20 protein-coding genes and 1 tRNA gene are annotated in these 26,671 nt (G+C 70.0%); 5 read left to right on the top strand and 16 right to left on the bottom strand.

The window, feature by feature from the left end; genetic code table 11:
- Positions 1–76: 76 nt before the first annotated feature.
- The 4 genes from ACIO1C_RS25400 to sucC all read right to left on the bottom strand — a co-directional run bounded on the left by ACIO1C_RS25400 (position 77) and on the right by sucC (position 4,279).
- Positions 77–161 (bottom strand) — tRNA-Leu (locus ACIO1C_RS25400).
- 284 nt (positions 162–445) lie between these two features.
- Positions 446–1,999 carry an aldehyde dehydrogenase family protein gene (locus tag ACIO1C_RS25395; RefSeq protein ID WP_401867151.1) on the bottom strand — a complete coding sequence of 518 codons (1,554 nt, stop codon included), beginning with the start codon at positions 1,997–1,999 and terminating at the stop codon, positions 446–448.
- A gap of 220 nt (positions 2,000–2,219) precedes the next feature.
- Positions 2,220–3,134, bottom strand: coding sequence for a succinate--CoA ligase subunit alpha (sucD, locus tag ACIO1C_RS25390; protein WP_401867150.1), 915 nt, complete (start codon positions 3,132–3,134; stop codon positions 2,220–2,222).
- 11 nt (positions 3,135–3,145) lie between these two features.
- Positions 3,146–4,279 (bottom strand): ADP-forming succinate--CoA ligase subunit beta, encoded by a 1,134-nt coding sequence (gene sucC, locus ACIO1C_RS25385; RefSeq protein WP_401867148.1) that lies wholly within the window; start codon positions 4,277–4,279, stop codon positions 3,146–3,148.
- 148 nt (positions 4,280–4,427) lie between these two features.
- Between sucC and ACIO1C_RS25380 the strand changes: the two genes are divergently transcribed.
- From ACIO1C_RS25380 to ACIO1C_RS25360, 5 genes are all read left to right on the top strand, one after another.
- Complete coding sequence (locus tag ACIO1C_RS25380) at positions 4,428–4,712, top strand: hypothetical protein (RefSeq protein ID WP_401867146.1); 285 nt, start codon at positions 4,428–4,430, stop codon at positions 4,710–4,712.
- The gene (frc, locus tag ACIO1C_RS25375) at positions 4,709–5,965 is read left to right on the top strand and encodes a formyl-CoA transferase (RefSeq protein ID WP_401867144.1); all 1,257 of its coding nucleotides are present in this window, start codon (positions 4,709–4,711) and stop codon (positions 5,963–5,965) included. Before ACIO1C_RS25380 ends, frc begins: the two co-directional genes overlap by 4 nt.
- 2 nt (positions 5,966–5,967) lie before the next feature.
- On the top strand, positions 5,968–8,106 hold the full coding sequence (locus tag ACIO1C_RS25370) for an acetate--CoA ligase family protein (RefSeq protein ID WP_401867143.1): 2,139 nt from the start codon (positions 5,968–5,970) through the stop codon (positions 8,104–8,106).
- A 121-nt stretch (positions 8,107–8,227) separates the two neighbouring features.
- Complete coding sequence (locus ACIO1C_RS25365) at positions 8,228–9,613, top strand: OFA family MFS transporter (protein ID WP_401867141.1); 1,386 nt, start codon at positions 8,228–8,230, stop codon at positions 9,611–9,613.
- 1 nt (position 9,614) lies between these two features.
- The gene (locus tag ACIO1C_RS25360; RefSeq protein WP_401867139.1) at positions 9,615–11,027 is read left to right on the top strand and encodes an OFA family MFS transporter; all 1,413 of its coding nucleotides are present in this window, start codon (positions 9,615–9,617) and stop codon (positions 11,025–11,027) included.
- Between the two features lie 104 nt (positions 11,028–11,131).
- On the opposite strand, the gene ACIO1C_RS25355 is transcribed toward ACIO1C_RS25360, so the two are convergent.
- From ACIO1C_RS25355 to ACIO1C_RS25300, 12 genes are all read right to left on the bottom strand, one after another.
- Positions 11,132–12,187, bottom strand: a complete 1,056-nt coding sequence (locus ACIO1C_RS25355; RefSeq protein ID WP_401867137.1) for a sugar phosphate isomerase/epimerase family protein — start codon at positions 12,185–12,187, stop codon at positions 11,132–11,134.
- A 34-nt stretch (positions 12,188–12,221) separates the two neighbouring features.
- Positions 12,222–13,640 (bottom strand): alkaline phosphatase family protein, encoded by a 1,419-nt coding sequence (locus ACIO1C_RS25350; RefSeq protein ID WP_401867135.1) that lies wholly within the window; start codon positions 13,638–13,640, stop codon positions 12,222–12,224.
- Entirely contained in the window at positions 13,637–14,806 is a 1,170-nt protein-coding gene (gene eboE / locus ACIO1C_RS25345) for a metabolite traffic protein EboE (protein WP_401867133.1), read from the bottom strand. The genes ACIO1C_RS25350 and eboE overlap by 4 nt, the downstream gene beginning before the upstream one ends.
- Before the next feature lie 4 nt (positions 14,807–14,810).
- Positions 14,811–15,659, bottom strand: a complete 849-nt coding sequence (locus ACIO1C_RS25340; protein ID WP_401867131.1) for a TatD family hydrolase — start codon at positions 15,657–15,659, stop codon at positions 14,811–14,813.
- Positions 15,659–16,267 (bottom strand): EboA domain-containing protein, encoded by a 609-nt coding sequence (locus ACIO1C_RS25335; RefSeq protein ID WP_401867129.1) that lies wholly within the window; start codon positions 16,265–16,267, stop codon positions 15,659–15,661. Before ACIO1C_RS25335 ends, ACIO1C_RS25340 begins: the two co-directional genes overlap by 1 nt.
- A complete protein-coding gene (locus ACIO1C_RS25330; protein ID WP_401867127.1) occupies positions 16,264–17,118 on the bottom strand; it encodes a sugar phosphate isomerase/epimerase family protein in 855 nt (284 codons plus the stop codon). Before ACIO1C_RS25330 ends, ACIO1C_RS25335 begins: the two co-directional genes overlap by 4 nt.
- Positions 17,115–18,050, bottom strand: coding sequence for an SCO3242 family prenyltransferase (locus tag ACIO1C_RS25325; protein WP_401867125.1), 936 nt, complete (start codon positions 18,048–18,050; stop codon positions 17,115–17,117). The genes ACIO1C_RS25330 and ACIO1C_RS25325 overlap by 4 nt, the downstream gene beginning before the upstream one ends.
- Positions 18,047–19,180, bottom strand: coding sequence for an inositol-3-phosphate synthase (locus ACIO1C_RS25320; RefSeq protein ID WP_401867123.1), 1,134 nt, complete (start codon positions 19,178–19,180; stop codon positions 18,047–18,049). Before ACIO1C_RS25320 ends, ACIO1C_RS25325 begins: the two co-directional genes overlap by 4 nt.
- Positions 19,181–19,286: 106 nt before the next feature.
- A complete protein-coding gene (locus ACIO1C_RS25315) occupies positions 19,287–22,976 on the bottom strand; it encodes a ThuA domain-containing protein (RefSeq protein ID WP_401867121.1) in 3,690 nt (1,229 codons plus the stop codon).
- A gap of 330 nt (positions 22,977–23,306) precedes the next feature.
- A complete protein-coding gene (locus ACIO1C_RS25310) occupies positions 23,307–24,311 on the bottom strand; it encodes a sugar phosphate isomerase/epimerase (RefSeq protein ID WP_161307515.1) in 1,005 nt (334 codons plus the stop codon).
- Positions 24,312–24,321: 10 nt separating this feature from the next.
- Positions 24,322–25,539, bottom strand: a complete 1,218-nt coding sequence (locus ACIO1C_RS25305; protein WP_401867119.1) for a Gfo/Idh/MocA family protein — start codon at positions 25,537–25,539, stop codon at positions 24,322–24,324.
- Between the two features lie 71 nt (positions 25,540–25,610).
- The gene (locus ACIO1C_RS25300; RefSeq protein ID WP_401867117.1) at positions 25,611–26,654 is read right to left on the bottom strand and encodes a substrate-binding domain-containing protein; all 1,044 of its coding nucleotides are present in this window, start codon (positions 26,652–26,654) and stop codon (positions 25,611–25,613) included.
- Positions 26,655–26,671 lie beyond the last annotated feature (17 nt).

Raw genomic sequence — 26,671 nt, 5'->3', positions numbered from 1 at the left:
CGCCCCGCCCGGTCCGGACGCGAAAGAACTCCCGGCGCGGACGGATCCGCGCCGGGAGTTCTTTGACGATCCTGAGTGTCCGAGGGGGGACTTGAACCCCCACGCCCGATAAAGGGCACTAGCACCTCAAGCTAGCGCGTCTGCCATTCCGCCACCCGGACGAGTGGTCGAACCGCGGGTTCTTGCTCGCGGCGACGGGGTCAACGATACCAGGGGATCGAGGTGCTCCTCACCCGTATATCCGGTGGTCAGGGATCCGGCGCCCGGTACTCGGGGAGAGGGCGCGGGGGCTCGCAAAAGGGCGCGCCGGCTCGTGAGAGGCGCGCGGGCGCGTTGGAGCGGCGCCGGGTGCTCCTCGGGGTGGCCGAGGAGCACCCGGTGCCGGGACCTGCCGGGCGGGCGTCCGTTTCCGGCCCGTACGGCAGGGGATCGGGGCGGCGAGAGGTCAGGGCATCAGGTGGTAGTCCGGGAAGTTGCCCGGCGACCGTTCGCCCTCGGGGCCGTTCGTGACCGACTTGACCAGCAGTTCTCCGCCGACGAACGCGCCCCGCCAGGAGTGGCCGAAGCCGCCGAACAGCTCGTCGCGGTCGCCGCGTGAGCGGGGCTTCCCGTGGCCGACCTTGAAGGCGCGGATCTGCGGGGAGAGCCGGGCGTACGTCGCCGGGTCGTCGGTGGAGAGCGTGGCGACGAGCGCGCCGTTCGAGGCGTTCATCGCGGCCAGCAGCTCCGCCTCCGTGTCGACCAGGACGATGGTGTCGACCGGGCCGAACGGTTCCGCGTGGTGCAGCGGGGACGACGGGGGCGGCCCCAGCAGGGTGACGGGCGCGAGGTACGCGCTGGTGTCCTGGCCGGGGAGGAAGCGTCCCTGGTCGAGGGAGCCGTGGTGCAGCGGGACGGCTCCCCGGTCGATCGCCACGGAGACCAGCTCGCCCAGTTCCTTGGCCTTGGCCGCGTTGATGAGCGGGCCGAAGTCCAGCTCGGGCAGCGGGTCGTCCGGGTGCTCGACGGCCAGCGGGTGGCCCACCTTGATCGAGCGGACGGCGGGGAGGTACGCCCCGAGGAAGTCCGCGAACTGCGAGCGCTGGACGACAAACCGGGGGTAGGCCGTGCAGCGCTGCTTCCCGTAGTCGAACAGCTTGGGGATGACGGCGCTGAGCGCGTCCCAGTCGCTGTAGTTCCAGACGCCCCAGGTGTTGAGGCCCTCCTGTTCGAGGACGTGCCGCTTGCCCAGGTCGGCGACGTGGGTCGCGATGTCGGCGCCGGTGTCCCGGCCTCCGACGAAGGAGACACAGCCGATCTCCGGCGAGCGGACGAGCGCCTCGGAGAGGTCGCGGCCGCCGCCGCTGACCAGGGTGACGGGGATGCCCTCCCGGACGGCCAGCGCACTGGCCAGGGTCAGGCAGGCGACCCCGCCGTCGGTCGGTGCCTTGGCGATCACCGCGTTGCCGGCCAGCGCCTGCGTGAGCATGGCGTGCACGAGGACCGACATCGGGTAGTTCCAGCTCGCGATGTTGGAGACGGGGCCCGACAGCGGGGTCCTGCCCTCCAGCATCCGGTCGACGTTGTCGACGTACCAGCGCACGCCGTCGATCGCACGGTCGACGTCGGCCTGGGCGAGCCGCCAGGGCTTGCCTATCTCCCACACCAGGAGAAGGGCGAGCAGTTCACGGTGTTCGGTGAGCGCGTCGAGTGTGGCGGTGACGCGCGCCTTGCGCTCCGGCAGCGGCACGTGCCGCCAGGCGCGGTGTTCGTCCAGCGAGGCCCGCACGGCCTGCTGGGCGGTGGCGGCGTCCAGTCGCGGCGGGCCCGCGATGGGGCTGCCGTCGACGGGACTGGTGGCGGGCAGGGCCCGTCCTTCGGTCTGCCAGGCCGACGCCCACAGATTGAGCACGCGGTCGTCGCGGAAGGCCTCGGGGGCGGCGGCGAGACTGCGCCGCCACGCGTCGGACCAGGCCGTTCCGGGCTTGAGTTGGAGGTTGGGGACAGAGGTAGGTGCCATTGTGAGTCTCCGCTCGAGGGAGGCGGGATGTGCATGGCTCGGCACGAATGCCGCGGGTATACGGGTACGGGCACGAGTTACGTGTACGGGTATGGGTACCGCGGGGTGGTCGTCGGCCCGACGGTGTCGGGCGGTGGTACCGGGCCGGTGGGATGTGGTGGGCCGCCGGACCCGTGGTGGTGCGGTGGTGGTACGCCGGTGACGGCGCGCACACGTTCCGTCAGTGGAGCACGGCCAGCCGGTCCAGGACCAGCCTCGCCGTCTCGGACGGCGTCGAGCCGACCCGTACCCCCACCGCTTCCAGCGCCTTCTTCTTCGCTTCCGCGGTGCCCGCGGAACCGGAGACGATCGCCCCGGCGTGACCCATGGTCTTGCCTTCGGGCGCGGTGAAGCCGGCGATGTAGCCGATGACCGGCTTGGTGACGTGGTCGGCGATGTACGCCGCCGCCCGCTCCTCGGCGTCTCCGCCGATCTCACCGATGAGCACGATGATCTCGGTGTCGGGGTCGGCCTCGAAGGCGGCGAGACAGTCGATGTGTGTGGTGCCGACGACGGGGTCGCCGCCGATGCCGACGGCCGAGGAGAAGCCGATCTCGCGCAGTTCGTACATCAACTGGTAGGTCAGGGTGCCGGACTTGGAGACGAGCCCGATCCGGCCCGGCTTGGCCGCGATGTCCGCGGGGATGATGCCGACGTTGGACTGCCCGGGGCTGATCAGGCCGGGGCAGTTGGGGCCGATGATGCGGGTGCCGCGCTGTTTGGCGTACGCGTGGAAGGCGACCGCGTCGTGCACGGGGATGCCTTCGGTGATGACCACCGCCAGCCCGATGCCGGCGTCCACCGCCTCGATGACGGCGGCCTTGGCGAAGGGCGGCGGGACGAAGACGACGGTGACGTCGGCGCCGGTGGCCTCGATGCCCTCGCGGACGGATCCGAAGACGGGGACGGAGAACGGGGTACCGCTCCCCGGGCCCTCGGAGACCTCGAAGTCGACCGTCCTGCCGGCCTTGCGCGGGTTGACGCCGCCGACGATGCCGGTACCGGCGGCGAGCATGCGGCGGGTGTGCTTCATGCCCTCACCGCCGGTCATGCCCTGGACGAGGACCTTGCTCTCCTTGGTCAGGAAGATCGCCATGGTGTCTCTCCTTATCCGGCGTTCGCCAGTACGGCGGCCTGTCGGGCCGCCCCGTCCATGGTGGTGACCTGCTGTACGAGCGGATGCGCGCGGTCCTCCAGGATCTCGCGCCCCCTGGCGGCGCTGTTCCCGTCGAGCCGGACGACGAGCGGCTTGGTCAGCTGTACGGACTCCAGGGCCTGGACGATGCCCTCGGCGACGGCGTCGCACGCGGTGATGCCGCCGAAGACGTTGACGAACACGGATTTCACGTCCGGGTCGGAGAGGATGACGGACAGGCCGTCCGCCATCACCTGGGCGGACGCCCCTCCCCCGATGTCGAGGAAGTTCGCGGGCTCGGCGCCGCACCCGGCGACCACGTCCAGGGTGGACATGACCAGGCCCGCTCCGTTGCCGATGACGCCGACCCCGCCGTCGAGCTTGACGTAGTTGAGGCCCTTGGCGGCGGCGGCCACCTCCAGCGGGTCGTCGCCCGGATCGCTCTCGGTGTCGCCCCACCGCACTTGCCTGAAGCGCGCGTTGTCGTCAAGGGTGATCTTGCCGTCGAGGGCGATAATCAGCCCATCTGATGTACGTACCAATGGGTTTACTTCGACCAGAACGGCGTCCTCACGCACCAAAACCTGGTAAAGAGCTTGGATCACCGGGGCGGTCTCGGAGGGCAGTCCGGCGGCCGCCGCGATCTCCGCGGCCTTCTCCGGCGTGACCCCTTCGGCGGGGTCGACATGGATCCGGGCGACCGCCTCGGGGCGGGTGGCGGCGACCTCTTCGATCTCCATCCCGCCCTCGGCGGAGGCGATCGCGAGGAAGGCCCCGGCTGCCCGGTCGAGGACGAACGACACGTAGTACTCGGCCTCGATGTCCACCGGCCGGGCCAGCATGACCTTGCGAACCGTGTGGCCCTTGATGTCCATGCCGAGGATCTGACGGGTGGTCAATTGCGCCGCCGCGGGGTCCGCCGCGAACTTCACCCCGCCCGCCTTGCCCCGGCCCCCGGTCTTCACTTGCGCCTTGACGACGACGCGGCCCCCGAGGCGTTCGGCCGCGGGGCCCGCCTCCTTCGCCGCCGCGACCACCTCGGCCTCCGGCACGGCGATCCCGTGGTCCGCGAACAACTCTCTTGCCTCGTGCTCATACAGATCCATGTCGGCTCCCATTTTTGGCGAAAGTGCTGTTCGCCCTCTGGACATGACCCACCGAATGCGAGATAACAAGCTTCATACAGTATTCGTAGACTGTATGCAATGTACCGGGAGCGCAGTGGCTCCCCCCTATGAAGGGACTGGACTGCCCATGGCCGACACACGCCAGGCACGCAACTCCGGTGGTCCTTTGCCGACCGAGGCCCCGCTGCCCACCGCTGCGGTGGTCTCCGCGGGACCCGGCAGTCCGTCCGCCGCGACCAGGCAGGACGCGACCCGCGCCGCCACCGTGTCGACGGCGTTCCGGCAGTGCTACGAGTGCGCGCCGGACACCGCTCCTCCCGTACGGCTCTACGAATCGCCCGTGACCGGGGCGAGGGCGAACACCCCCCGGACCACGACCCAGACGATGGCAAGCAGAGGAGCCCCCCGATGACCCAGGCTCTTGAGACACCGCCAGGAACGAAAGCCCTGTCAGGCATCCGGGTACTGGACATGACCCACGTCCAGTCCGGCCCCTCCGCCACCCAGCTGCTCGGCTGGCTCGGCGCGGACGTGGTGAAGGTGGAGGCGCCCACCGGCGACATCACCCGCAAGCAGCTGCGCGACATCCCGGATGTCGACTCGCTGTACTTCACCATGCTCAACTGCAACAAGCGCAGCGTCACCCTCAACACCAAGACACCGCGCGGCAAGGAGATCCTCACGGAACTCATCCGCCGCTCCGACATCATGGTCGAGAACTTCGGCCCCGGCGCGATCGACCGCATGGGATTCACCTGGGAGAAGATCCAGGAGATCAACCCGCGGATCATCTACGCCTCGATCAAGGGCTTCGGCGAAGGCCCGTACACGAACTTCAAGGCGTACGAAGTGGTCGCCCAGGCCATGGGCGGGTCCATGTCCACCACCGGGTTCGAGGACGGTCCGCCGCTGGCGACCGGGGCCCAGATCGGCGACTCGGGCACCGGCATCCACGCCGTCGCCGGCATCCTGGCCGCGCTCTACCAGCGTGAGGCCACCGGCCGCGGCCAGCGGGTCAACGTCGCGATGCAGCACGCCGTGCTCAACCTGTGCCGGGTGAAGCTCCGCGACCAGCAGCGGCTCGCGAGCGGTCCGCTCGCCGAGTACCCGAACGAGGACTTCGCCGACGACGTCCCCCGCAGCGGCAACGCGAGCGGCGGCGGACAGCCCGGCTGGGCCGTCAGGACCGCGCCCGGCGGTCCGAACGACTGGGTGTACGTGATCGTGCAGCCGGTCGGCTGGAAGCCCCTCACCGCGATGATCGGCCGGCCCGAGCTGGCGGACGACCCCGAGTGGGCGACCCCCGAGGCCCGGCTGCCCAAGCTGAGCAAGATGTTCCAGCTCATCGAGGAGTGGACCTCCACCATCCCCAAGTGGGAGGTGCTGGAGAAGCTCAACGCCCACAACATCCCGTGCGGCCCGATCCTCTCCACCAAGGAGATCATCGAGGACGCCTCCCTGGCGGCCAACGACATGGTCGTCGAGGTCCCCCACCCCGAGCGCGGCTCGTTCACCACGGTCGGGAGCCCGCTGAAGCTGTCCGACTCCCCCGTCGACATGGTCACCTCCCCGCTGCTCGGCGAACACAACGAAGAGGTGTACGCCGGCGAGCTGGGCCTGGACGTCGAGGAACTGCGCCTGCTCAAGTCGAACGGGGTCATATAGCGATGGGCACCACAGAACCGAACCAGGGGGCCGTACGTGCCCTCCTGGACGCCGCCCTCGCCGAGGGACGTACGGCACTGACCGCACCGGAGGGCAAAGCCCTCACGGACGCCTACGGCATCCCCACCCCCGGCGAGGCACTCGCCGAGGACGCCTCGGACGCGGTCAGGATCGCCGACCGGCTCGGTTTCCCCGTCGCCATGAAGATCGTCTCCCCCGAGATCCTGCACAAGACGGACGCAGGGGGGGTGCGGATCGGGGTGACGTCGGCGGCCGGGGTACGGGAGGCGTTCACCTCGATCGTCTCCAACGCCAGGGCGTACGACCCGGCGGCCCGGATCCTCGGGGTGCAGGTGCAGCAGATGGTGCCGGCCGGCACCGAGGTGCTCATCGGCACCGTCACCGACCCGGCCTTCGGCAAGATCGTCGCCTTCGGTCTCGGCGGGGTGCTGGTGGAGGTCCTCAAGGACGTCACCTTCCGGCTCGCGCCGGTCACCCACGACGAGGCGCTGTCGATGCTCGACGGCATCCGCGCCGCGGAGATCCTGCGCGGGGTACGCGGCGCCGCCGGCGTCGACCGGGAGGCCCTCGCGGGGCTCGTGGTGAAGGTGTCCCGGCTCGCGGCCGACTTCCCCGAGATCCGGGAGATCGACCTCAACCCCGTCTTCGCCTCGGCGAACGGTGTGATGGCGGCCGACGTCCGGGTCCTCCTCGACCCGGAGGTCGCCGTCCCCCGCAGGACGTACGGCCGGGAGGCGATCCTCACCTCGATGCGGCGTCTCATGCAGCCGTCCTCGGTGGTGGTGATCGGGGCGTCCGGCGAATCCGGCAAGATCGGCAACTCGGTCATGCGGAATCTCGTCGACGGCGGATTTCCCGGCGAGATCCATCCGGTGAATCCCAGGACCGATGACATTCTCGGCCGCAAGGCGTACAAGAGCGTCATGGATGTTCCGGGTGAGCCGGATGTGGCGATCTTCGCGATCCCCGCGAAATCTGTCGCCGCCGCTCTGGAAGAAGTCGGCCGTATGGGGATACCGAACGCGGTCCTGATCCCGTCCGGCTTCGCCGAGGCCGGTGAGCACGGCCTCCAGGCCGAGGTCGTGTCCGTGGGAGAGCGGTACGGGGTCCGTGTCCTCGGCCCGAACATCTACGGCTACTACTCCACCTGGCAGAACCTGTGCGCCACGTTCTGCACTCCGTACGACGTCAAGGGCGGCGTGGCACTGACCTCGCAGTCCGGTGGCATCGGCATGGCGATCCTCGGCTTCGCCAGGAGCACCGGGACCGGTGTGTCGGCCATCGTCGGCCTGGGCAACAAGGCGGACCTCGACGAGGACGACCTGCTGACCTGGTTCGGCGAGGACCCGAACACGGACTGCGTGGCGATGCACCTGGAGGACCTCAAGGACGGGCGGGCCTTCGTCGAGGCGGCCCGCGCGACCGTGCCGAGGAAGCCGGTCGTGGTCCTCAAGGCGGGACGCACGGCGTCGGGCGCGGCCGCGGCCGGCTCGCACACCGGCGCTCTCGCCGGTGACGACGCGGTCTACGAGGACATCCTCAAGCAGGCCGGTGTCATCCGGGCGCGCGGCCTGAACGAGTTGCTGGAGTTCGCGCGGGCGCTGCCGGTGCTCCCCACTCCCCGGGGCGACAACGTCGTCATCATCACGGGCGCGGGCGGCTCGGGTGTGCTGCTCTCCGACGCCGTGGAGGACAACGGTCTGTCGCTCATGACGATCCCGGAGGACCTGGACGCCGCGTTCCGCGCGTTCATCCCGCCCTTCGGCTCGGCGGGCAACCCGGTGGACATCACCGGGGGCGAGCCGCCGTCCACGTACGAGTCGACAATCAGGCTCGGCCTGGAGGACCCGCGGATCCACGCGCTGGTCCTCGGCTACTGGCACACGATCGTCACTCCACCGATGGTCTTCGCCGAACTCACCGCGCGCGTGGTCGCGGAGTTCCGGGCGAAGGGCGTCGAGAAGCCCGTCGTGGCTTCTCTGGCGGGCGACGTCGAAGTCGAAGAGGCGAGTCAGTACCTCTTCGAGCACGGCGTTGTCGCCTACCCCTATACCACCGAGAAGCCGGTCGAGGCACTCGGGGCGAAATACAAGTGGGCGCGAGCGGCGGGACTGCTCTGATGCGCCGGCGACCGGAAACGTGGGGAGGCCGATTCATGACCTGATCAGCCCGAGCGAGCAACGAAAGGTTTTGGACAGGGGGCGCTGGCCAGCTCTTTCGACGCAAGGGGAAGCAAGACACATGACAACCACTCAGATCACCACAGCCGTACCTTTCAAGGAGGTGACGGATCACAACGGCCGGGTGTACCGGATCGGTGAGACCGACCGCGACATCATGGGCCGTCCACGATGGACAATGGTGCTCTTCCCATGGCTGGGAATGATGGGCATCAGTTCGTCGGAGTACGCGTTCACCTCGGCGGAGGACACCCTCCACGAGGCACACCTCTGGAACAGCGGGCACATCTTCTGGCTCATGGGTGTCTGGATCTTCTTCCAGGCGGCCGTGGCCTTCCCGGCGGGACAGCTCCGTGAGAGCGGCAAGCTCCCCGCCAGGTACGCGATGATGCTCGGTGCTCTCGGTACCCTGCTGGGCTACCTGTCCCTGGCCTACGCGCCGCACGTGATCGTGGCGTACATCGGCTTCGGGATGTTCAGCGGTATCGGTGCCGGACTTGTCTACGCGACCTGCGTGAACATGGTCGGCAAGTGGTACCCGGAGCGGAAGGGCGGCAAGACCGGCCTCGTCAACGGCGGTTTCGCTTACGGCTCCGTGCCGTTCGTCTTCCTCTTCACCTCGTACATGGACCTGACGAACTACAAGACCGTGCTCGTCAGTGTCGGTGTGATCTGCTGCCTCATCGTCGCCTCGGCCGGCTGGTTCTTCAAGGACCCGCCCAAGTTCTGGTGGCCGAAGGGCGCGGACCCGCTCAAGACGTCGGAGGACCCCCGGGTCCGCCGCGCCATGGAGAAGAACCCGCCGGCCATCAAGCAGTACACGCCGCGTGAAGCCGCACGCGTTCCTGTCCTGTGGATGATGTGGTTCTGCCTGCTCTGCACCGCTGGGATCAACATCTTCGGAATCGCGTTCCAGGTGCCCTTCGGCAAGGACATGGGGTTCGCGGGCGGGATCGTGGCCACCGCGATGTCGCTCAAGGCAATAGTCAACGGCACGGGTCGTGGTGTGATCGGCTGGATCTCCGACAAGTACGGACGCCGTAACACCCTGATCATCGTGTGTCTGGTTCTCGGCAGCGCCCAGTTCGGCGTGCTGGTCTCCGGAACCATGGGCAGCATGCCCTTCTTCCTGTTCTGCTCGATGGTCTCCGGCTTCGGAGGCGGCGCGATCTTCCCGCTCTTCGCGGCGATGACGGCGGACTACTTCGGGGAGAACAACAACGCTTCCAACTACGGCATGGTCTACAGCTCCAAGCTCATCTCGGGCCTCGTCGGCTCGGGCATGGGAGCAGTGGTGGTGGCCGCCTGGGACTACGAGGGCGCCTTCATCATCGCCGGAAGCATTGGCCTGGCCTCGGCCGTACTCGCCACCTTCCTCAAGGCGCCGGGACGGTCGGACACCGCACCACTCGACAAGACACCCCCCATTGGCCGGGAGATAGCCTGAAATGACAGAGGAACCACTCTCTGGAACGTCCGCGTCGGCCACCAAGGCCGGCGCGGGCGGTCCGGGATACCGCAACGTCACTGACGCCAAGGGCCGCGTCTACCGCATCGGTGAGACCGACCGCGAGATTCTCGGTCACTCCCGCAAGTTCATGGTGTATCTGCCATGGGCCGCGATGATGGCCATCAGCGTCTTTGAGTACGCCTACGGATCGGCGGAGGACACCCTCTCGGCGGCCCACGGATGGAGTCAGAGCAATACCTTCTGGATTCTCAGTGTCTGGACGTTCTTCCAGGCCGGAGTCTCCTTCCCGACCGGGTGGATGAGGGAGAAGGGAATCCTCAAGGCGCGCCAGGCCATGTTCATCGGCTCCGGACTCGCGCTGCTGGGCTTCCTGTCCATCTCCCACTTCGACAGCGTCTTCGGCGCCATCCTGGGATTCGGTGTGCTCGGAGGTGTCGGCTCCGGACTGGTGTACTCCACCTGCATCAACATGGTGGGCAAGTGGTATCCGGAACGACGCGGTGGGAAGACGGGCTTCGTCAACGGCGGATTCGCCTACGGCGCGGTCCCGTTCATCTTCATCTTCAACTTCGCTTTCGACACGAGCAACTTCCACACGGTGCTCGACCTGATCGGGATCTACGTCCTGATCGTGGTGGCCGCCTGCGCCTGGTTCTTCAAGGACCCGCCGCAGAACTGGTGGCCGGCCGAGATCGATCCACTGAAGATCACCGCGGGCAGCAAGACCGCTCAGAGTCTGCTCAAGAACCCGCCGGCCACGAAGCAGTACCGGCCGGTGGAAGCCCTCAGGACCGGCATGCTCCCGCTCATCTGGGTGCTGCTGGTGATCACCGCCGGAGTCTCCATCTTCGGTATCTCCTTCCAGGTGCCGTTCGCCAAGGAAGTGGGCTTCGGACCGCTCGTCGCCGCCTCGTCGGCCGGTGTGCTGTCCGTCGTCAACGGCATCGGGCGCGGAGTGGTCGGCTGGCTCTCCGACATCTGGGGCCGCAAGAACGCGCTGATCTTCGTGATCCTCGTGCTCGGGCTCTCCCAGTTCGGTGTCCTGTGGGCGGGTGACACCAAGAACGAGGTCTTCTTCCTGGTGTTCGCGTTCATCTCCGGATTCGGCGGCGGTGCGTTCTACCCGATGTTCGCGGCTCTCACGCCGGACTACTTCGGGGAGAACTACAACGCCACCAACTACGGGATCGCCTACAGCGGCAAGGTCATCAGTGGTCTCTTCGGAGGTGGACTCGGCTCGATGGCCGTGGCCTCGTGGGGCTACGACGGTGCCTACATCCTGGCCGGCGGACTGTCCCTGGTCGCGGCGGGTCTGGCGACCTTCCTGCGCAACCCCGGTTATCCGAAGGGCAAGCAGACGGTGAACGACGCGGTGCCTGTCAGCGGGTAGGCGTCGCGATACACACCAACGTCGGAGGGCGGTGCCGTGCGTGGCACCGCCCTCCGCGGGTTTTCACATGGTTCTTACCGGGTTACGGGGAGGTCCCGCCGGCGTCAGCGCCTTTCGCGCAGGGCGTGCAGGTGGTCCGCCGACTTGCGGGCGAATTCGATGGAGTCCACCGGCTGGTCGTGCTCGACCTGCCAGTGGTGGTCGCGGCGCCCGCCCCGGGTCTTGTTCACCGCCGAGATGAACCGCTTGTAGTCGATGTCGCCGTCGCCGACGTCCACCATCCGGTAGCCGTCGCGGGCCGCGATGTCCTCGATGCCGTCCTTCACGTGGAAGAGCGGGTAGCGGTCGGGCTGCTTGAGGACGTACCGCAGCGGGTCGAAGGGGCGCGGCTTGCCCGTGACCGTCTTGCTGAAGCGGAACTGTCCGGCGAAGGCCCAGTAGATGTCCATCTCCAGGAAGACCAGGTCGGGGTCGGTCTCCGCCAGCAGGACGTCGTACAGCCGGACGTCGGGCTGGTCGGTGGCGAAGGAGAACTCCTCGGCGTGGTTGTGCTGGTAGAACTTCATCCCGCGCCTGCGCGCTGCGGCCCCGTAGGTGTTGAAGTCCTCGGCGGCGCGCTTCCAGGCGTCGACGGTGGAGCCGTAGCGGAACGGCCCCGACGCCGTGCCGACGTGCTCAAGGCCCAGGGCCTGGGCGTCGTCGAGGACCTGGGTGAGGTTCTGGGCGAAGCTGTAGGCGTTGGGGTTGTTGTTGTCGTAGTAGTTGACGTGGCTGCCGATGCCCTTGAGGCCGTGGTCCCTGGCGAGCTTCTTGAGTTCGGGCAGGGTGATGGCGCCGGTGCCCTGGGTGTAGCCCGCGTACTCGATCTCGTCGTAGCCGAACCGCTCCAGTTCGTCGAAGACCTTCGCGAAGCCGAGCGAGGAAACCTTGTCGCGGAGCGAGTAGAGCTGGATGCCGAGGCGGCCGGGCGGCAGGACGGGCGTGCCCTTGCCGTGGTCATGCCCGTGGCCGTGGCCGTGCTCCTTGCCGTGGGCCGCCGCGGGGGTGGCGGCGGCGGCGCCCAGGACGGCGGCGGCGGTGGCGCCGGCCGCGACTCCCAGCATGTTGCGTCTGCTGAGTGCGCGGGTGAGGTCGGGGTCGGCTGACGTCTTGCGGCTCATTGCGGAACTCCTTCTGATTCTCCGTGCTGTGCGGTCAGTTCAGTCCGGCAAGGTGGAGGAGCAGGGACTTCACCTCGGTGGCCGCCACGCGGTCGCCGAGAGATCGGGGGGTGGAGCACAGGACGAGCGGTCCCTCCTCGTCGCTGTCCGGGAGCCGCCCGTGGCTGCCGCGGATGGGCGAGGGGTCCAGGGGGACAACCGCGAGGCGGTAGCGCATGCCCAGCTTCTTGCGGGCGATGGCCTTGGCCGCCTTGAGCCGTACGTACGGATCGAGCGGGTCCATGAACAGCTCGACGGGGTCGTAGCCCGGCTTGCGGTGGATCTCCACGAGCTGCGCGAAGTCGGGCGCCCGGTCGTCGTCCAGCCAGTAGTAGTACGTGAACCACGCGTCCGGTTCGGCGATCGCGACCAGTTCACCGGAGCGCGAGTGGTCCAGGCCGTGGCTCTTCTTCCCCTCGTCGTCCAGGATCTCGTCGATGCCCGCGAGATCCCGGAGGGCCTCGCGGGTGGCGTCGAGGTCCTCGGGGCGGCGCACGTAGATGTGCGCGATCTGGTGGTCGGCGACGGCGAAGGCCCGGGAGGTCATCGGGTCGAGGTACTCCATGCCGTCCTGGGTGTGGACCTCCAGCAGCCCGGCCCGGCGCAGCGCGCGGTTGATGTCGACCGGCCGGGAGACCTTGGTGATGCCGTACTCGGACAGGGCGACGACCGTGCGGCCCTCGGCCGCCGCGTCCGCGAGCAACGGGGCCATGGCGGCGTCGAGTTCGGCGGCGGCCTGGTGCGAGCGGGGGTCGTCGGGGCCGAACCGCTGGAGGTCGTAGTCCAGGTGCGGGAGGTAGCACAGGGCGAGGTCGGGGCGGCGGGTGCGGATGATGTGCCGGGTGGCGTCGATGATCCACTGGGAGGAGACCAGGTCGGCGCCGGGGCCCCAGAAGTGGAAGAGGGGGAACGTGCCGAGTTCTTCGGTGAGTTCGTCGTGGAGCGCCGGCGGGCGGGTGTAGCAGTCGGGCTCCTTGCGGCCGTCGGCGTAGTAGACGGGCCGGGGCGTGACGGTGAAGTCGGTGTCCGCGCCCATCGCGTACCACCAGCAGATATTGGCGACGGTGTAGCCGGGGTGGGCGCGGCGGGCCGCGTCCCACAGCTTGTCGCCGGCGACGAGGCCGTTGTGCTGGCGCCAGAGCAGGACGTCGCCCAGCTCGCGGAAGTACCAGCCGTTGGCGACGATGCCGTGCTCGGAGGGGAGGGTGCCGGTGAGGAAGGTGGACTGCGCGCTACAGGTGACCGCGGGCAGGACCGTGGTGAGCGGGGCCTGGGCACCGGCCGCGGCGAGTTTCGTCAAGTTCGGCATGTGGCGCAGGAGTTGCGGGGTGAGGCCGACGACGTCCAGGACGAGCAGCGGGGTGGGCGCGTCGGGGGCGGGGCCGGGGGTGGTGGGTGTCACGCTCTCGGTCATGGCAGCTCCTTGAGGCCGAGGTCGACCAGCAGGTCGCGGGCCAGGGTGAGTTCGGCCGCGATTCCGACGGCGAGCCGGCCGCGCGAGCGGGGGCGCAGCTCCGGCGGGAGCGCCTGCCAGGTGTAGGTCTCGACCTCCAGGTGGCGGGTCCGCGGCTCCGCGCCGCCGACGAGCCGGGTGAGGGTGTCCTGGAGGACGTGGAGGGTGGAGGTGAGTGGCGGGGCCGGCGGGGCGTGCAGGGGGACGTGGAAGTGGGAGCGCCAGGGTGCTCCGTCGGGCAGGGCGTCCCCCGCGAGTGCCTCGGCGAGGTCGTCGGTGCCGTGCAGGCCGGTGGCGGTGCGGGTGCGGGTCTGGTGGAGGAAGCGGGGCTCGGCGAACGCGCCGAGGGCTTCGCGCACCTCGGGCAGGTGGGGGTGTTCGGCGTGCAGGGCGGCGGAGAGCTGGGCCTTGGGGATGGGGATGTGGGCGGCTTCCAGCGCGTCCAGCGCGGTGGCCGGGTCCTCGAAGGACGTGGCGAGGTGGCAGGTGTCGACGCAGATGCCGATGCGGTGGCTGGCGATCTCGCTGAGCGGGCGGATCGCGTCGGCGGTGGTCTCGACGGTGCAGCCCGGTTCCGGCTCCAGGGCGATCCTGATGGATTTCCCGGTCATCTCCTCCAGGGCGTCGAGGCGCTCCGCGAGAGTGGTCAGCGCGGTGTGCGCGGTGCGGGCCGCGGCCTCGTCGAAGCTGGTGCGCCAGGCGAGCGGGAGGGTGGAGACCGAGCCTTCCGTGACGTCGTCGGGAAGGAGGGCGGCAAGCAGCCTGGCCAGGTCGCTGGTGTGGGCGAGCCGCTCGGGGTCCGCCCAGTCGGGCTTGTAGACCCGGTACTTGACCTCTTCGGCGCCGAACCCCTCGTACGGGAAGCCGTTGAGGGTGACGACCTCCAGGCCGCGCCGGTCCAGTTCGGCGCGCAGGCCGCGCAGTTGGGCCGGGTCGGTGATCAGCGCGCGGGCGGCGTCCTTGGCGAGCCAGAGGCCGATGCCGAGGCGGTCCCGGCCGAGCAGTTTCCGTACCGGCTCGCAGTGGTCTCGCAGTTGGGCGAGGACGCCGTCGAGGTGTTCGGCGGGGTGGACGTTGGTGCAGTAGGAGAGGTGGACGGTGGAGCCGTCGGGGTGGCGGAAGCGCATGGCCTCACTCCCCGCCGCGGAGGATGGAGTTGCCCTCGTGCAGGGCTTCCGGGGCCGGTACGTCGAGCTGGAGCCGGCCGCTGAGGCCGTAGAAGGCGACGGGGTTGCGCCACAGGACCTGGTCCACGTCGTCCTCGGTGAACCCGGCGGCGAGCATCGCGTCGGCGACCTTGCGGGTCTTGAGTGGGTCGCTCTTGCCCCAGTCGGCGGCGGAGTTGACGAGGACCTTCTCGGTGCCGTGGGCCTTGAGGACGGCGACCATGCGGTCCTCGTCCATCTTGGTGTCGGGGTAGATGGAGAACCCGAGCCAACTCCCGCTCTGCGCCGCCTCTTTGAACGTCGTCTCGTTGAGGTGGTCGAGCAGGACGCGGTCCGGGGCGAGGGCGGACTCACGGACGGCGTCGATGGTGCGGCGCAGTCCCGCGAGCTTGTCGCGGTGGGGGGTGTGGACGAGCGCGGGCAGTCCGTGGTCGGCGGCGAGCTGCAACTGGGCGGCCAGGGCGTGGTCCTCGGCCGGGGTCATGGAGTCGTAGCCGATCTCGCCGACGGCGACCACTCCGTCCTTGACGAGGTAGCGCGGCAGCTGGTCGAGGACGGGCGTGCAGCGCGGGTCGTTGGCCTCTTTGGGGTTGAGGGCGAGGGTGCAGTGGTGGGCGATGCCGTACTGGGCGGCGCGGAACGGCTCCCAGCCGAGAAGGGCGTCGAAGTAGTCGAAGAAGCTGGTGGGTGAGGTACGGGGCTGGCCGAGCCAGAAGGAGGGCTCGACCAGGGCGCGTACCCCGGAGGCGTACATCGCCTCGTAGTCGTCCGTCGTGCGGGAGGTCATGTGGATGTGGGGGTCGAAGATACGCATCAGGACTCCTCGCCGGTCAGGTGCAGCGCGTGGGGCAGGTCGGCGGGCACGGAGCGGCCGGCGGCGGTGCGTTCGGCCGCGAAGTCGGCGAGCATCCGGGCGAGTTCGGCGTCCCCCCGGGCGCGTCGGGCGAGGCCGTCGACGGCGGCGAGGGGGACGCCGGTGAAGAGGCACTTGAGGATGGCGTGCCGCCAGGCGTGGGGGTCGAGGTGCGCGGTGGCGTACGGTCCGACGGCCGCGGCGACGAGCCGGGTGTCGTTGGTCCGCAGGGCGTCCTCGGTGAGCGGGAGGGCGGCGGGCCCTTCGACGCGCTCGGGCAGGGCGAGCAGGACGGCGCGGCGTTCGGCGGCGTTTCCCTGGTGGTAGAGGCGGGTGAGGGTGGCGAGGTCCGCGCGGGCGGTGTGCAGGAGCAGGACGCGTACGGAGTCGGCGTGGTCCTGGCCGCAGTGGCGTCCGGCGGCGGCGAAGCGCAGCTCCCAGGGGGCGACGGCAACGTTGTCGGCGCTGTCTGTACCGGCGGCCTCTTCCGCGAGGGCGAGTGACGCGTCGAGCCACGCCCGGGCGGTCGCGTCGAGGCGGGGGGTGAGCTGGTCGCGGATCTGTGTCATGCCGGTACCCCGTTCGTCAGGACCGCGCGGAGGAAGTCGATCGAGGTACGGGCCATCTCGGGCCCCGCGTGGGAGTGGCGGGGCAGCTCGACCACGGTCAGGCCCTGGTAACCGGTGGCGTCGAGGGCGTCGAGCACGGGCGGGAAGTCGATCTCGCCGTCGCCGAAGGGGAGGTGTTCGTGCACCCCGCGCCGCATGTCCTCGATCTGGACGTGCCGCAACCACGGCGCGGCGGCGCGGACGCACTCGGCGGGCGACGCGGCCTCCAGGCACTGGCAGTGGCCGATGTCGAGGGTCAGGCCGAGGGGCGCGGGGTCGCCGAGGCGGTGTCTGAGCTGGTGGAACCCGTCCAGGTCGGCGACGAGGTGGCCGGGCTCGGGCTCGAAGGCGAGCGGGATCCCGGCGCTGTCGGCGGCGGCCAGGACGGGGGTGAGCGCCTCTTCGAGGCGGTCCCAGGCGATGTCGGTGGCCGTGCCCTCGGGGACGATGCCGCTGAAGCAGTGGGCGGCGTGGGCGCCGAGGTCGGCGGCGACCTGGACGGCGGTGACCAGCAGTGCCGTACGGGCCTTGCGGCCCTCGGGGTCCGGGTCGAGGAGGGAGGGCCCGTGCTTGCGGCGGGCGTCCAGGACGTACCGCGCCCCGGTCTCGACGGTGACCCCGAGCCCCAGCTCGTCCAGGCGCCGGGCGACCCGCCGGGTGCGGGCGGCGAGGTCGGGGGCGAGGGGGTCGAGGTGCATGTGGTCGAGGGTCAGGCCGAGGCCGTCGTACCCGAGGTCGGCGAGGAGCCCGAGGGCGTCGTCGAGACGCAGGTCGGTGAGCCCGTTGGAGCCGTATCCGAGGCGGAGGGTCATGTGGGGCTCACCTTCCGGGCGAGTGCGCGGGCGATCGGGACGAGCCCCATGACGCCGAGCCCCACCCCGACGGCCCCACCGCGCGCGGCGAGCGCGCCCTGCAACGGGATCATGGCCCGGATCCCCCCGCCGACGGCACGCTGGGTGAGGGGCGGGGAGGGGTTGAGCACGGCGTGAGCGAGGGGTTTGGCGGCGGTGGCGACGTAGGCCGCGGCAAGCGCGGCGGTGACGAGGCGGGGGGCGTTTTCAGCCCGTCCGGCGATTGAGGACAAAGCGTTCAGTCCGTCCGGCGATTGAGGACCTCTCGTCGGCCACGAACGCCTCGCGGTCACCGCGCCCAGCGCGACCGTCGCCGCCAGCGCGGCCAGCGGCGCCGCCGAAGAGCCACCCTCCGCCTCCCGCCGCGACACCGTCGTGACCGCCGCGGTGTGCGCCCCGAGGATCGCCGCCGGAGGAAGCGCGGCGCGCAACGACGGCCCCGCCACGGGCACCGTCGCCACCGCGCCCAGGACCAGGTCGAGGGCGCGCGCCGCGCCCATCGCCGCAGGTCCCGCGATCGTGTGTTTCAGTTTCAGGTCGTACGCCCAGACCGTCGCCGCCAGGGCCGAGGACACCGCCAGGGCCGGCCGCCCCGCGCGGGACGCCAGGGCAAGGCCCGCCGCCGTCAGGGCGCCCGCCGCGGCGAGGGCCGCCCGGGGCGAGATCCGCCCCGAGGGGATCGGCCGGTGCGGCCGGTCCCGGGCGTCCTCCTCGCGGTCCGCCCAGTCGTTGAGCGCCATGCCCGCCTCGTACAGGCAGAGCGAGGCGCCCACCGCCAGCGCGGTGCCGCGCCCCGGGCGCACACCGAGCGCCGCCGCGCCCGCGAGGGCGTCGCCCGGGACCGTGAACAGGGCCGACACCCGCAGCAGTTCGGCCCAGGCGCGCACCTTCACGCGGTCTCCTTCAGCCGGTCGGCGAAGGAGAGCAGCTCCGTGAACTGCTCGGCCAGGGCGGCGGGCCCGCCGTCCGGGTCCTTGAAGTAGAAGCCGAGCTCGGGGAGCGGCCCCGTCAGACCGGTCTCGTGGGCGCGGGCCACCAGCCGGGCCAGGTCCAGGACCAGCGGCGCGGCGAGCGCCGAGTCGCAGCCCTGCCAGATCGTCTGGAGGATCATGCGGGAGCCGAGGAACCCGTCGAACGCGATGTGGTCCCAGGCCGTCTTCCAGTCGCCGAGCGCGGGGACGTCGTCGATGTGGACCTCGCCCTCGGGGGCCGTCCCGAGGGTGTCGGCGAGGACGCGTTCCTTGCCCGCGTTCTTGGCCGCCGCGGCGGCCGGGTCGGCCAGCGCCGCCCCGTCCCCGCCGCCCAGGAGGTTCGTACCGGACCAGGCCCGTACCGTCAGGGCGCGCTGGACGAACATGGGGGCGAGTACGGAACGGAGCAGCGTCTGGCCCGTTTTGCCGTCGCGGCCGGCGTGGGGAAGTCCGGCGACCGCGGCGGCGGCGGTGAGGGCGGGGGTACGGAGTCCGGTGGACGGGGTGAAGTTCACATAGCCGCAGCCGGCCCGGACCGCCGCCGCCGCGTAGAGCGAACTGACCGGCAGGCGGGGGTCGTCGGGCGAGGGGGCGGCCTCGGTGGAGGACACGTTGACCACCACCGTCCTTGCCACGCCGGTGCGTTGGGCGAAGGCGGTGATGTCCGCGGCGAAGGCGGCGATGATCTCGTCGTCCGTGCGGGTGTCGCCGGGGTGCGGGCCGCCGGAGCGGATCTCCGCGTCGGCGGCGGTGAGTTCGGCGTGGATCGCGGAGGGCAGGCCGTGCGGGAGCACGCCCGCCGCGGTGAGTGCCTCGGCGCGCTTGGGCAGCGGGCAGCTGGCCGTGTCGTGTCCGCCGAAGACGAGGGAGGAAAGGGGGGGCAGTCCTGCCCCCGCGAAGGGCGGGGTCTCGGTGACCATGCCCGTCGCGGGGTGCAGTCCCGCGGTGACCGCGGCGCATCCCGCGACGGCGGTCGTGGCGACGGAGCCTCGCGCTCCGACGAACCAGACTCCGGTGCGCGGTGCGGTCGACTCTGTACGGTTCGTCGTCACGGGATGCCTCCTGCCGGTGGTGTGGTGGTGGACGGCGGGCGGGGGGTACGGCGCCTCCCCGCCCGCCGCCGGCTCGACGGTCCAGCCCTGCGGAACGGTCCGGCCCCTAGGGGGTGGGCAGTTCCTTGAGCTGGATGTTGCGGAAGGACGCCTGGTCGTCGGCCCCGTGGTTCTGGAGACCGATGTAGCCGTCCTTCAGGCTGCGTGCCGGGTCGGTGTTGGTGAAGTCGTTGATCTTCACGCCGTTCAGGAAGATCTGGAGACGTTCACCCTGCACGCGGATCTCGTAGGAGTTCCACTGCCCGGGCGGGCGCAGAACCTGGTCCCTGGCCTTGATGTTGGCCGACTTGAAGGTGTAGACGGAGCCGGTGGTGCGGTCCGGGGCGTCGGTGGCGTCGATCTGCACCTCGTACCCGTTGTTCACCGCCGACCAGGGGTCGTCGGAGGCCGGGAAGCCCACGAACACCCCGGAGTTGTCGTCCCCGTCAAGCTTCCAGTCGAGCTTGAGCGAGTAGGACTTGAGCTCCTTGGCCTGGTACGTCAGCAGGCCCATGCCGCCCTCGGAGCGCAGCTCGCCGTTGACGACGTTGAACTTGCCGAGGCCGCCCTGCTTCCAGCCGGCGAGGGTCTTGCCGTTGAAGATGGCCCGGTAGTCCTTGTCCGGCTTGCAGTCGGCCTTGACCTGGCCGGCGGCGTAGCGCAGTCCGCCCAGCAGGTGCTGGCGGAACGGCGCGTCCGCGTAGGACTCCTTGGTGTGGCCGCCGCCGGTGTAGAACGCCCGGCCGCCCTCGTACGTCTGGCACCAGGCGATCGGGTGGTCGCCCTTCATGGTGCCGCCCTGGTAGGTGGTCTCGTCCAGGGTGGCGAGGACCTTGGCCTGGGTCCGGGGGTTGGTGCGGTAGTTGTACCACTCGTCGGTGCGCTGCCACTCGTTGTCGAGGTGGGCGGTGGCCGGGTGGGCCTTGTCCTCGACGCGCACCGTGGCCGACTGGATCTGGGGGTGGCCCTCGAAGTAGGCGCCCACCAGCCCTCCGTAGAAGGACCAGTCGTACTCGGTGTCGGCCGCGGCGTGGACGCCCATGTACCCGCCGCCGGTGGCGACGTAGTTCTCGAACGCCTTCTGCTGGTCGGCGTTGAGGACGTCACCGGTGGTGGAGAGGAAGACGACCGCGTCGTACCGGGCCAGGTTGTTGGTGGTGAACTGCCCCGGTGTCTCGGTGGAGTCGACCGTGATGCCGGTGGTCTTGCCCAGCTCCTTGAGCGCGGCGACCCCCTCCGGGATCGAGTCGTGGCGGAAGCCCGCGGTCCTGGAGAAGACCAGGACCCGCTTCTCGGTCTTGCCGGGCACGGCGGTGCTGATCTGGAAGTCGTCCAGGTCGAAGAGCGCGCCCTGGCCGGTGGCGCCCTTGAAGACCAGGAACAGTTCCGTGGTCTTGGCGGGGACGGACCTCAGGGGGACGTCGATGTCCTGGAAGACGTCCCAGCTGCCGGTGACCGGGATGGGCGCGGAGCCCAGCAGGTTGCCGGTGGCCGAGCCGGTCCGTACTTCGAGGTATCCGCCGGCGCCGCCGGAGGAGACCCGGGCCGTCAGGGTCTTGGACCCGGCCAGGTGGTACGGCTTGAAGGAGATCCAGTCGTCATTGTCGATGTCGCCGACGGTCTTGCCGCCGTTGGCGCTGGCCTTGTCGTACGTCTTGATGCCGGACGAGCCGTTGTAGTGCTCGGCCTGCCGGTGACGGGGCTGGAGCTGCGCCTGGTCGTGGCTGGTGAGCGCTTCCTGGCCGCCGGCGCCGCCGTCGGTGTACTCGGCGTCGATGACCCCGAAGATGTTGGCGTTGGGGTCGTGTTCGGCGTCGGCGGGCGCGGTGATGGTGCCTTCGCAGCCGCTGGCCGAGGTGATCGGGTGGCCGTGGTTGTCGTGGCCGAGGATGTAACGGATCGTCACCTTGGCGCAGTCGATGGGACCGTCCTCGGGATCGGTGACCGTGACCTTGAAGGGCAGCTTGTCACCGAAGTTGAAGAGCGTTCCCTCGGCGGGCAGTTCGAGCGTCACCTTCGGCGCGGTGTTGCCGACGACCACGCGTACGGACGCGCTGCCGTGGCGTCCCGTGCCGTCCGAGACGGTGAGGGTCGCGGTGTAGGTGCCGTTCTTCTTGTACGTGTACGCGGGGTTGGCGTCGGTCGAGGTGCCGCCGTCGCCGAAGTCCCAGGCGTAGGTGAGCGGATCGCCGTCCGCGTCCTCGGTGCCCGCGGAGGAGAAGGCCGCCTTCAGCGGGGCCTTGCCGGAGGTCTTGTTCGCGGTGGCCACGGCGACCGGCGAGCGTCCGCCGGTGATGTTCTCGATGCGGTAGACGGCGGAGTGTTCGTCGCCGCCGAACCAGGAGAGGCCGTAGTCGAGGACGTAGAGGGCGCCGTCGGGGCCGAACTCCATGTCCATGACCTGGGTGCCGGTCCAGGGGAAGGGGTTGATCGAGCCGATGGTGCCGTTCTCGTCCTGCTCGATCCGCTTGATCCACTGGCGGCCGAACTCACCGGCGAAGAAGTCGCCGTCGTAGGACTCGGGGAACTTCACCGGGGAGTCCAGGTCGGCGTCGTACCGGTAGACGGGACCGCCCATCGGGGACTCGGAACCGGAGCCCAGCTCGGGGACGCTGCCGCCGTCGTAGGGCAGCCAGGCGGCCTCGGCCGGCGGCAGGTCGGTCAGCCCGGTGTTGTGCGGCGAGGTGTTCTTCGGCGCGGCGCAGTCGAAGGCGGCGCCGGAGACCTTCGTCGCGAAGTCGTAGTCGATGAACGGGTCGTTGTCGCCGGTGCAGTACGGCCAGCCGAAGTTCCCGGCCTTGGTCACCCGGGCGAATTCGACCTGTCCGGCCGGGCCGCGGGTCGGGGAGGCGGCGCCGGCGTCGGGGCCGTAGTCACCGACGTAGACGATGCCGGTCTTCTGGTCGACGTTGATGCGGAACGGGTTGCGGAACCCCATCGCGTAGATCTCGGGCCGCGTCTTCTCCGTACCGGGGGCGAAGAGGTTGCCCTCCGGGACCGTGTACGAGCCGTCCTCGGCGACCTTGATGCGCAGCACCTTGCCGCGGAGGTCGTTGGTGTTGCCGGAGCTGCGCTGGGCGTCGAACGCCGGGTTGCGGTCGGTCCGTTCGTCGATCGGGGTGTAGCCGTCGGAGGCGAACGGGTTGGTGTCGTCGCCGGTCGACAGGTAGAGGTTCCCGTCGGCGTCGAAGGCGATGTCACCGCCGACGTGGCAGCAGGTGCCGCGCGAGGTGGAGACGTCGAGGACCTTCTTCTCGCTCGCCTTGTCGAGGGTGCCGTCCGCGTTCAGCGTGAAGCGGGAGAGGCGGTTGTACCCGTCGAAGGGGGCGAAGTCGGCGGCGGTGCCGTTCTCGGGGGCGTCGCCGGCCGGGGTGTTGAGCTTGGGCGCGTAGAACAGGTAGATGGCCCGGTTCTCCGCGAAGTCGGGGTCCACGCCGACGCCTTGGAGGCCTTCCTCGTCGTGGTTGTAGACCTCCAGCGAGCCGGAGACTGTGGTGTTGCCCTCGGCGTCGGTGATGCGCAGGGTGCCGTCACGCGAGGTGTGGAGCACCCGCCGGTCCGGCAGGACGGCGAGCGACATCGGCTCGCCCACCTCGGCGGCGCCCTTGGCGAGCGTCACCTGCTGAAAGCTCTCCGCCGCCGCCGGCGGCTCCGGCTCGTGGGCGGTCGCTGGTACGGCGCTGAGGCTCGAACCGGCGAGCAGGGCGCCGGTCAGGAGGGCGAGGAGGGATCTGGCTCTGGGGCGTTTTCTGTGCACGAAAGTCCTCCACAAGTGGGCTGTTCGTACCTGCGAGTTGAAGGGACGCGGAGCTTGTCGTCCGCTTCGCGGGGTCGGTGCTCGTCCTGCACCGGTCCCCGGGACACCGGCTTCTTCCCCGGTGTGCGCCGTCACACCGGAAGCTCGCTGTCCTGTACACCTCAGTGGACGGTAGCGGGGTTCGTCCCGAACGGAAAGGCCTTGCGCAGAGGTGAAGTTCTACTTTTTCCAGCCCCAGGACAAAGCGGGAATCGGGCATGGCTCAGCCTCAATCGCCGGGCGGGCCGAACCGGGCCCGCCCGGCGATTGAGGAGAGTACGGAACCGTCTGCTACTCGCCGCCGCCGAAGGCCGCGTCGAAGGACGCCGTCGGCAGGTCGAAGTCGAACCGCTTGAGGTCCCTGAGGGCCTCGGGCGCGCCGGCCAGCCGGTCCATGCCCGCGTCCTCCCACTCGACCGAGATGGGGCCCTCGTACGAGATCGACCCCAGCATCCGGAAGACGTCCTCCCACGGCACGTCACCGTGGCCGGCCGACACGAAGTCCCAGCCGCGCCGCGGGTCGCCCCAGGGCAGGTGCGAGCCGAGCCGGCCGTTGCGGCCGTCGAGGCGCTTGCGCGCCTCCTTGCAGTCGACGTGGTAGATCCGGTCGCGGAAGTCGTAGAGGAACCCGACCGGGTCCAGGTCCTGCCAGACGAAATGGCTCGGGTCGAAGTTCAGCCCGAACGCGGGCCGGTGGCCGACGGCCTCCAGCGCGCGGTGCGTGGTCCAGTAGTCGTACGCGATCTCACCCGGGTGCACCTCGTGGGCGTACCGCACGCCCTCCGCGTCGAAGACGTCGAGGATCGGGTTCCAGCGCTCCGCGAAGTCCTCGTACCCCCGCTCGATCATGGCGGGCGGCACCGGCGGGAACATCGCCAGCAGGTGCCAGATGGACGATCCCGTGAAGCCGATGACCGTGTTGACCCCGAACGCGGCCGCGGCCCGCGCGGTGTCCTTGATCTCGGCGGCGGCGCGCTGCCTGACGCCCTCGGGCTCCCCGTCGCCCCAGATGCGGGACGGCAGGATGCCCTGGTGGCGCTCGTCGATGATGCTGTCGCAGACCGCCTGGCTCACCAAGTGGTTCGAGATCGCCCAGCACTTGAGCCCGTACTTGTCGAGCAGCTGGTGGCGCCCGGCCAGGTAGCCCGGGTCGGCGAGTGCCTTGTCGACCTCGAAGTGGTCACCCCAGCAGGCGAGTTCCAGGCCGTCGTACCCGAAGTCCCGGGCGAGGCGGCAGACTTCCTCCAGGGGCAGATCGGCCCACTGGCCGGTGAAGAGAGTGAACGGACGTGGCATGCGCTACCTCCTAGGCGTGCTGCTGCGGTACGGGGGTGTAGACGGCGTTCTTGGCGGCACTGTCCTCGACCGCGGCGAGCACCCGCTGCACCTGGAGTCCGTCGGCGAAGGACGGCGCCGGATCCTTCCCGGTGGCCACCGCCTCGACCAGGTCGCGGGCCTGGTGCACGAACGTGTGCTCGTAGCCGAGCGCGTGGCCCGGCGGCCACCACGCCTCCAGGTACGGGTGCTCGGACTCGGTGACCAGGATCCGGCGGAAGCCGGACGAGACCGCGGGCTCGGTGTGGTCGTGGAACGACAGCTCGTTGAGCCGCTCCAGGTCGAAGGCGAGCGAGCCCAGCTCACCGTTGATCTCCAGGTGGAGCGCGTTCTTGCGCCCCGCCGCCATCCGGGTCGCCTCGAAGGACGCCAGCGCCCCCGAGGCGAGCCGTCCGGTGAACAGCGCCGCGTCGTCCACGGTCACCGGACCCGTCTCGCCGCCGCCGGTGGCCGAGAGGCCGGCCGACGCCCCGGAGAGCAGCGGCCGTTCCTTCACGAAGGTCTCGGCCAGCGCCGACACCCCCACCAGTGGCTCCCCCGTCAGGAACTGCGCGAGGTCGACGATGTGCGCCCCCAGGTCGCCCAGCGCCCCGGACCCGGCGTGCTCACGCTTGAGCCGCCAGGTCAGCGGGAACGCCGGGTCGACGAGCCAGTCCTGGAGGTAGGTGACCCGGACGTGCCGCAGCGTGCCGAGCCGGCCCTCGGCGATCAGCGTCCGGGCGTACGCGATGGCCGGCACCCGGCGATAGTTGAAGCCGACCATGGCCAACTGGCCCCGCTCACGCGCCGCTTCCGCGGCGCGCACCATGGCCTCCGCCTCGGCCACCGAATTGGCCAGCGGCTTCTCGCACAGGACGTGCTTCCCCGCCTCCAGCGCGGCGATGGCGATCTCCGCGTGACTGTCCCCGGGAGTGCAGATGTCGACCACCTGCACGTCGTCGCGTGCGATGAGCGCACGCCAGTCGGTCTCGGTGGCGGCCCAGCCGTGCTTGCGCGCGGCGGCCTCCACGGAGCTCGCGTCCCGGCCGCAGATCGCGGCGAGCGCGGGCCGCAGCGGCAGGTCGAACACATGTCCCGCGGTACGCCACCCCTGCGAGTGGGCGGCGCCCATGAACGCGTACCCGACCATGCCGATACCGAGCACCGGCGGTGCGCCGGCCTCCTTCTCCGACGCTTCCCTGGGGGTCATACGGAGTACTCCTCGTCTCTTTCGCTGGTGGGGGCGGCCTAAGGCCGGGGCGGGCCCGGCCCCGGGCCCGGTCAGCTGAAGCCCGTCGGCAGGTACTGGTCGACGTTCGTCTTGTCGACCACGGCCGAGAAGAGGGTCACGGACGCCGGGATCTCCAGCTCCGCCAGTCCGCCGATGCCCTTGGCCTGGCCCAGCGCGCGCGCCAGGTCGATGGCCGAGGCCGCCATGGTGGGCGGGTAGAGCACGGTCGCCTTGACGACGCTGTTGTCGGCCTTGATCGCGTCCATCGCCGACTTGGCACCGGCGCCGCCGACCATCAGGAAGTCCTTGCGGCCCGCCTGCTGGATGGCGCGCAGCGCGCCCACGCCCTGGTCGTCGTCGTGGTTCCACAGGGCGTCGAAGCTGGACTGCGCCTGGAGCAGCTGCGCCATCTTGGCCTGGCCGGACTCGACGGTGAAGTCGGCCGCCTGGCGGGCGACGAGCTTGATGTTCGGGTAGTTCTTGAGGGCGTCCTTGAAGCCCTGGCTGCGCTGCTGCGTCAGCTCCAGGGCGTCGATCCCGGCCAGCTCGATGACCTTGGCGTTCGACTTGCCCTTGAGCTTCTCGCCGATGTAGTTCCCGGCGCTGACGCCCATGCCGTAGTTGTCGCCGCCGATGTAGCAGCGGTACGCCTGCGGGCTGGCGAAGATCCGGTCGAGGTTGATGACCGGGATGCCGGCGCGCATCGCCTTGAGACCGACCTGGGTGAGCGCCTTGCCGTCGGTCGGCAGGATCACCAGGACGTCGACCTTTTTGTTGATCAGCGTCTCGACCTGGCCGATCTGGGCCGCGGTGTCGTTGGAGCCCTCGGTGATGTCGAGCGTCACCTCGGAGTACTTCTCGGCACGCGACTTGGCGTTGGTGTTGATCGCGGCGAGCCAGCCGTGGTCGGCCTGGGGGCCGGCGAAGCCGATGGTGACCGGCTTGCCGGGCTTGTCGTCCGCGGCGGCCGGCTGGTTGTTCGTCGCGGCCGTTTCCTTCTTGTCGGGCTCGTTGCTGGTGCAGGCGGTGAGGAGGGCACCCGCGGAGATCGCTGCGGTGCCGAAGAGCAGTCCTCTACGGCTGGTTTCTGGCATGGCGGTTCAACCCTTCG

It is taken from the genome of Streptomyces sp. NPDC087420 (assembly GCF_044744165.1).
Taxonomy (GTDB): Bacteria; Actinomycetota; Actinomycetes; order Streptomycetales; family Streptomycetaceae; genus Streptomyces.
Note: the sequence above shows the minus strand (reverse complement) of the source record. Positions and strands in the feature narration are given on the sequence as shown.

Excerpts from the sequence above, each read along its gene's own strand:
- ACIO1C_RS25395 (WP_401867151.1), bottom strand. The coding sequence starts at position 1,999 with ATGGCACCTACCTCTGTCCCCAACCTCCAACTCAAGCCCGGAACGGCC.
- sucD (WP_401867150.1), bottom strand. The coding sequence starts at position 3,134 with ATGGCGATCTTCCTGACCAAGGAGAGCAAGGTCCTCGTCCAGGGCATG.
- sucC (WP_401867148.1), bottom strand. The coding sequence starts at position 4,279 with ATGGATCTGTATGAGCACGAGGCAAGAGAGTTGTTCGCGGACCACGGG.
- ACIO1C_RS25380 (WP_401867146.1), top strand. The coding sequence starts at position 4,428 with ATGGCCGACACACGCCAGGCACGCAACTCCGGTGGTCCTTTGCCGACC.
- frc (WP_401867144.1), top strand. The coding sequence starts at position 4,709 with ATGACCCAGGCTCTTGAGACACCGCCAGGAACGAAAGCCCTGTCAGGC.
- ACIO1C_RS25370 (WP_401867143.1), top strand. The coding sequence starts at position 5,968 with ATGGGCACCACAGAACCGAACCAGGGGGCCGTACGTGCCCTCCTGGAC.
- ACIO1C_RS25365 (WP_401867141.1), top strand. The coding sequence starts at position 8,228 with ATGACAACCACTCAGATCACCACAGCCGTACCTTTCAAGGAGGTGACG.
- ACIO1C_RS25360 (WP_401867139.1), top strand. The coding sequence starts at position 9,615 with ATGACAGAGGAACCACTCTCTGGAACGTCCGCGTCGGCCACCAAGGCC.
- ACIO1C_RS25355 (WP_401867137.1), bottom strand. The coding sequence starts at position 12,187 with ATGAGCCGCAAGACGTCAGCCGACCCCGACCTCACCCGCGCACTCAGC.
- ACIO1C_RS25350 (WP_401867135.1), bottom strand. The coding sequence starts at position 13,640 with ATGACCGAGAGCGTGACACCCACCACCCCCGGCCCCGCCCCCGACGCG.
- eboE (WP_401867133.1), bottom strand. The coding sequence starts at position 14,806 with ATGCGCTTCCGCCACCCCGACGGCTCCACCGTCCACCTCTCCTACTGC.
- ACIO1C_RS25340 (WP_401867131.1), bottom strand. The coding sequence starts at position 15,659 with ATGCGTATCTTCGACCCCCACATCCACATGACCTCCCGCACGACGGAC.
- ACIO1C_RS25335 (WP_401867129.1), bottom strand. The coding sequence starts at position 16,267 with ATGACACAGATCCGCGACCAGCTCACCCCCCGCCTCGACGCGACCGCC.
- ACIO1C_RS25330 (WP_401867127.1), bottom strand. The coding sequence starts at position 17,118 with ATGACCCTCCGCCTCGGATACGGCTCCAACGGGCTCACCGACCTGCGT.
- ACIO1C_RS25310 (WP_161307515.1), bottom strand. The coding sequence starts at position 24,311 with ATGCCACGTCCGTTCACTCTCTTCACCGGCCAGTGGGCCGATCTGCCC.
- ACIO1C_RS25305 (WP_401867119.1), bottom strand. The coding sequence starts at position 25,539 with ATGACCCCCAGGGAAGCGTCGGAGAAGGAGGCCGGCGCACCGCCGGTG.
- ACIO1C_RS25300 (WP_401867117.1), bottom strand. The coding sequence starts at position 26,654 with ATGCCAGAAACCAGCCGTAGAGGACTGCTCTTCGGCACCGCAGCGATC.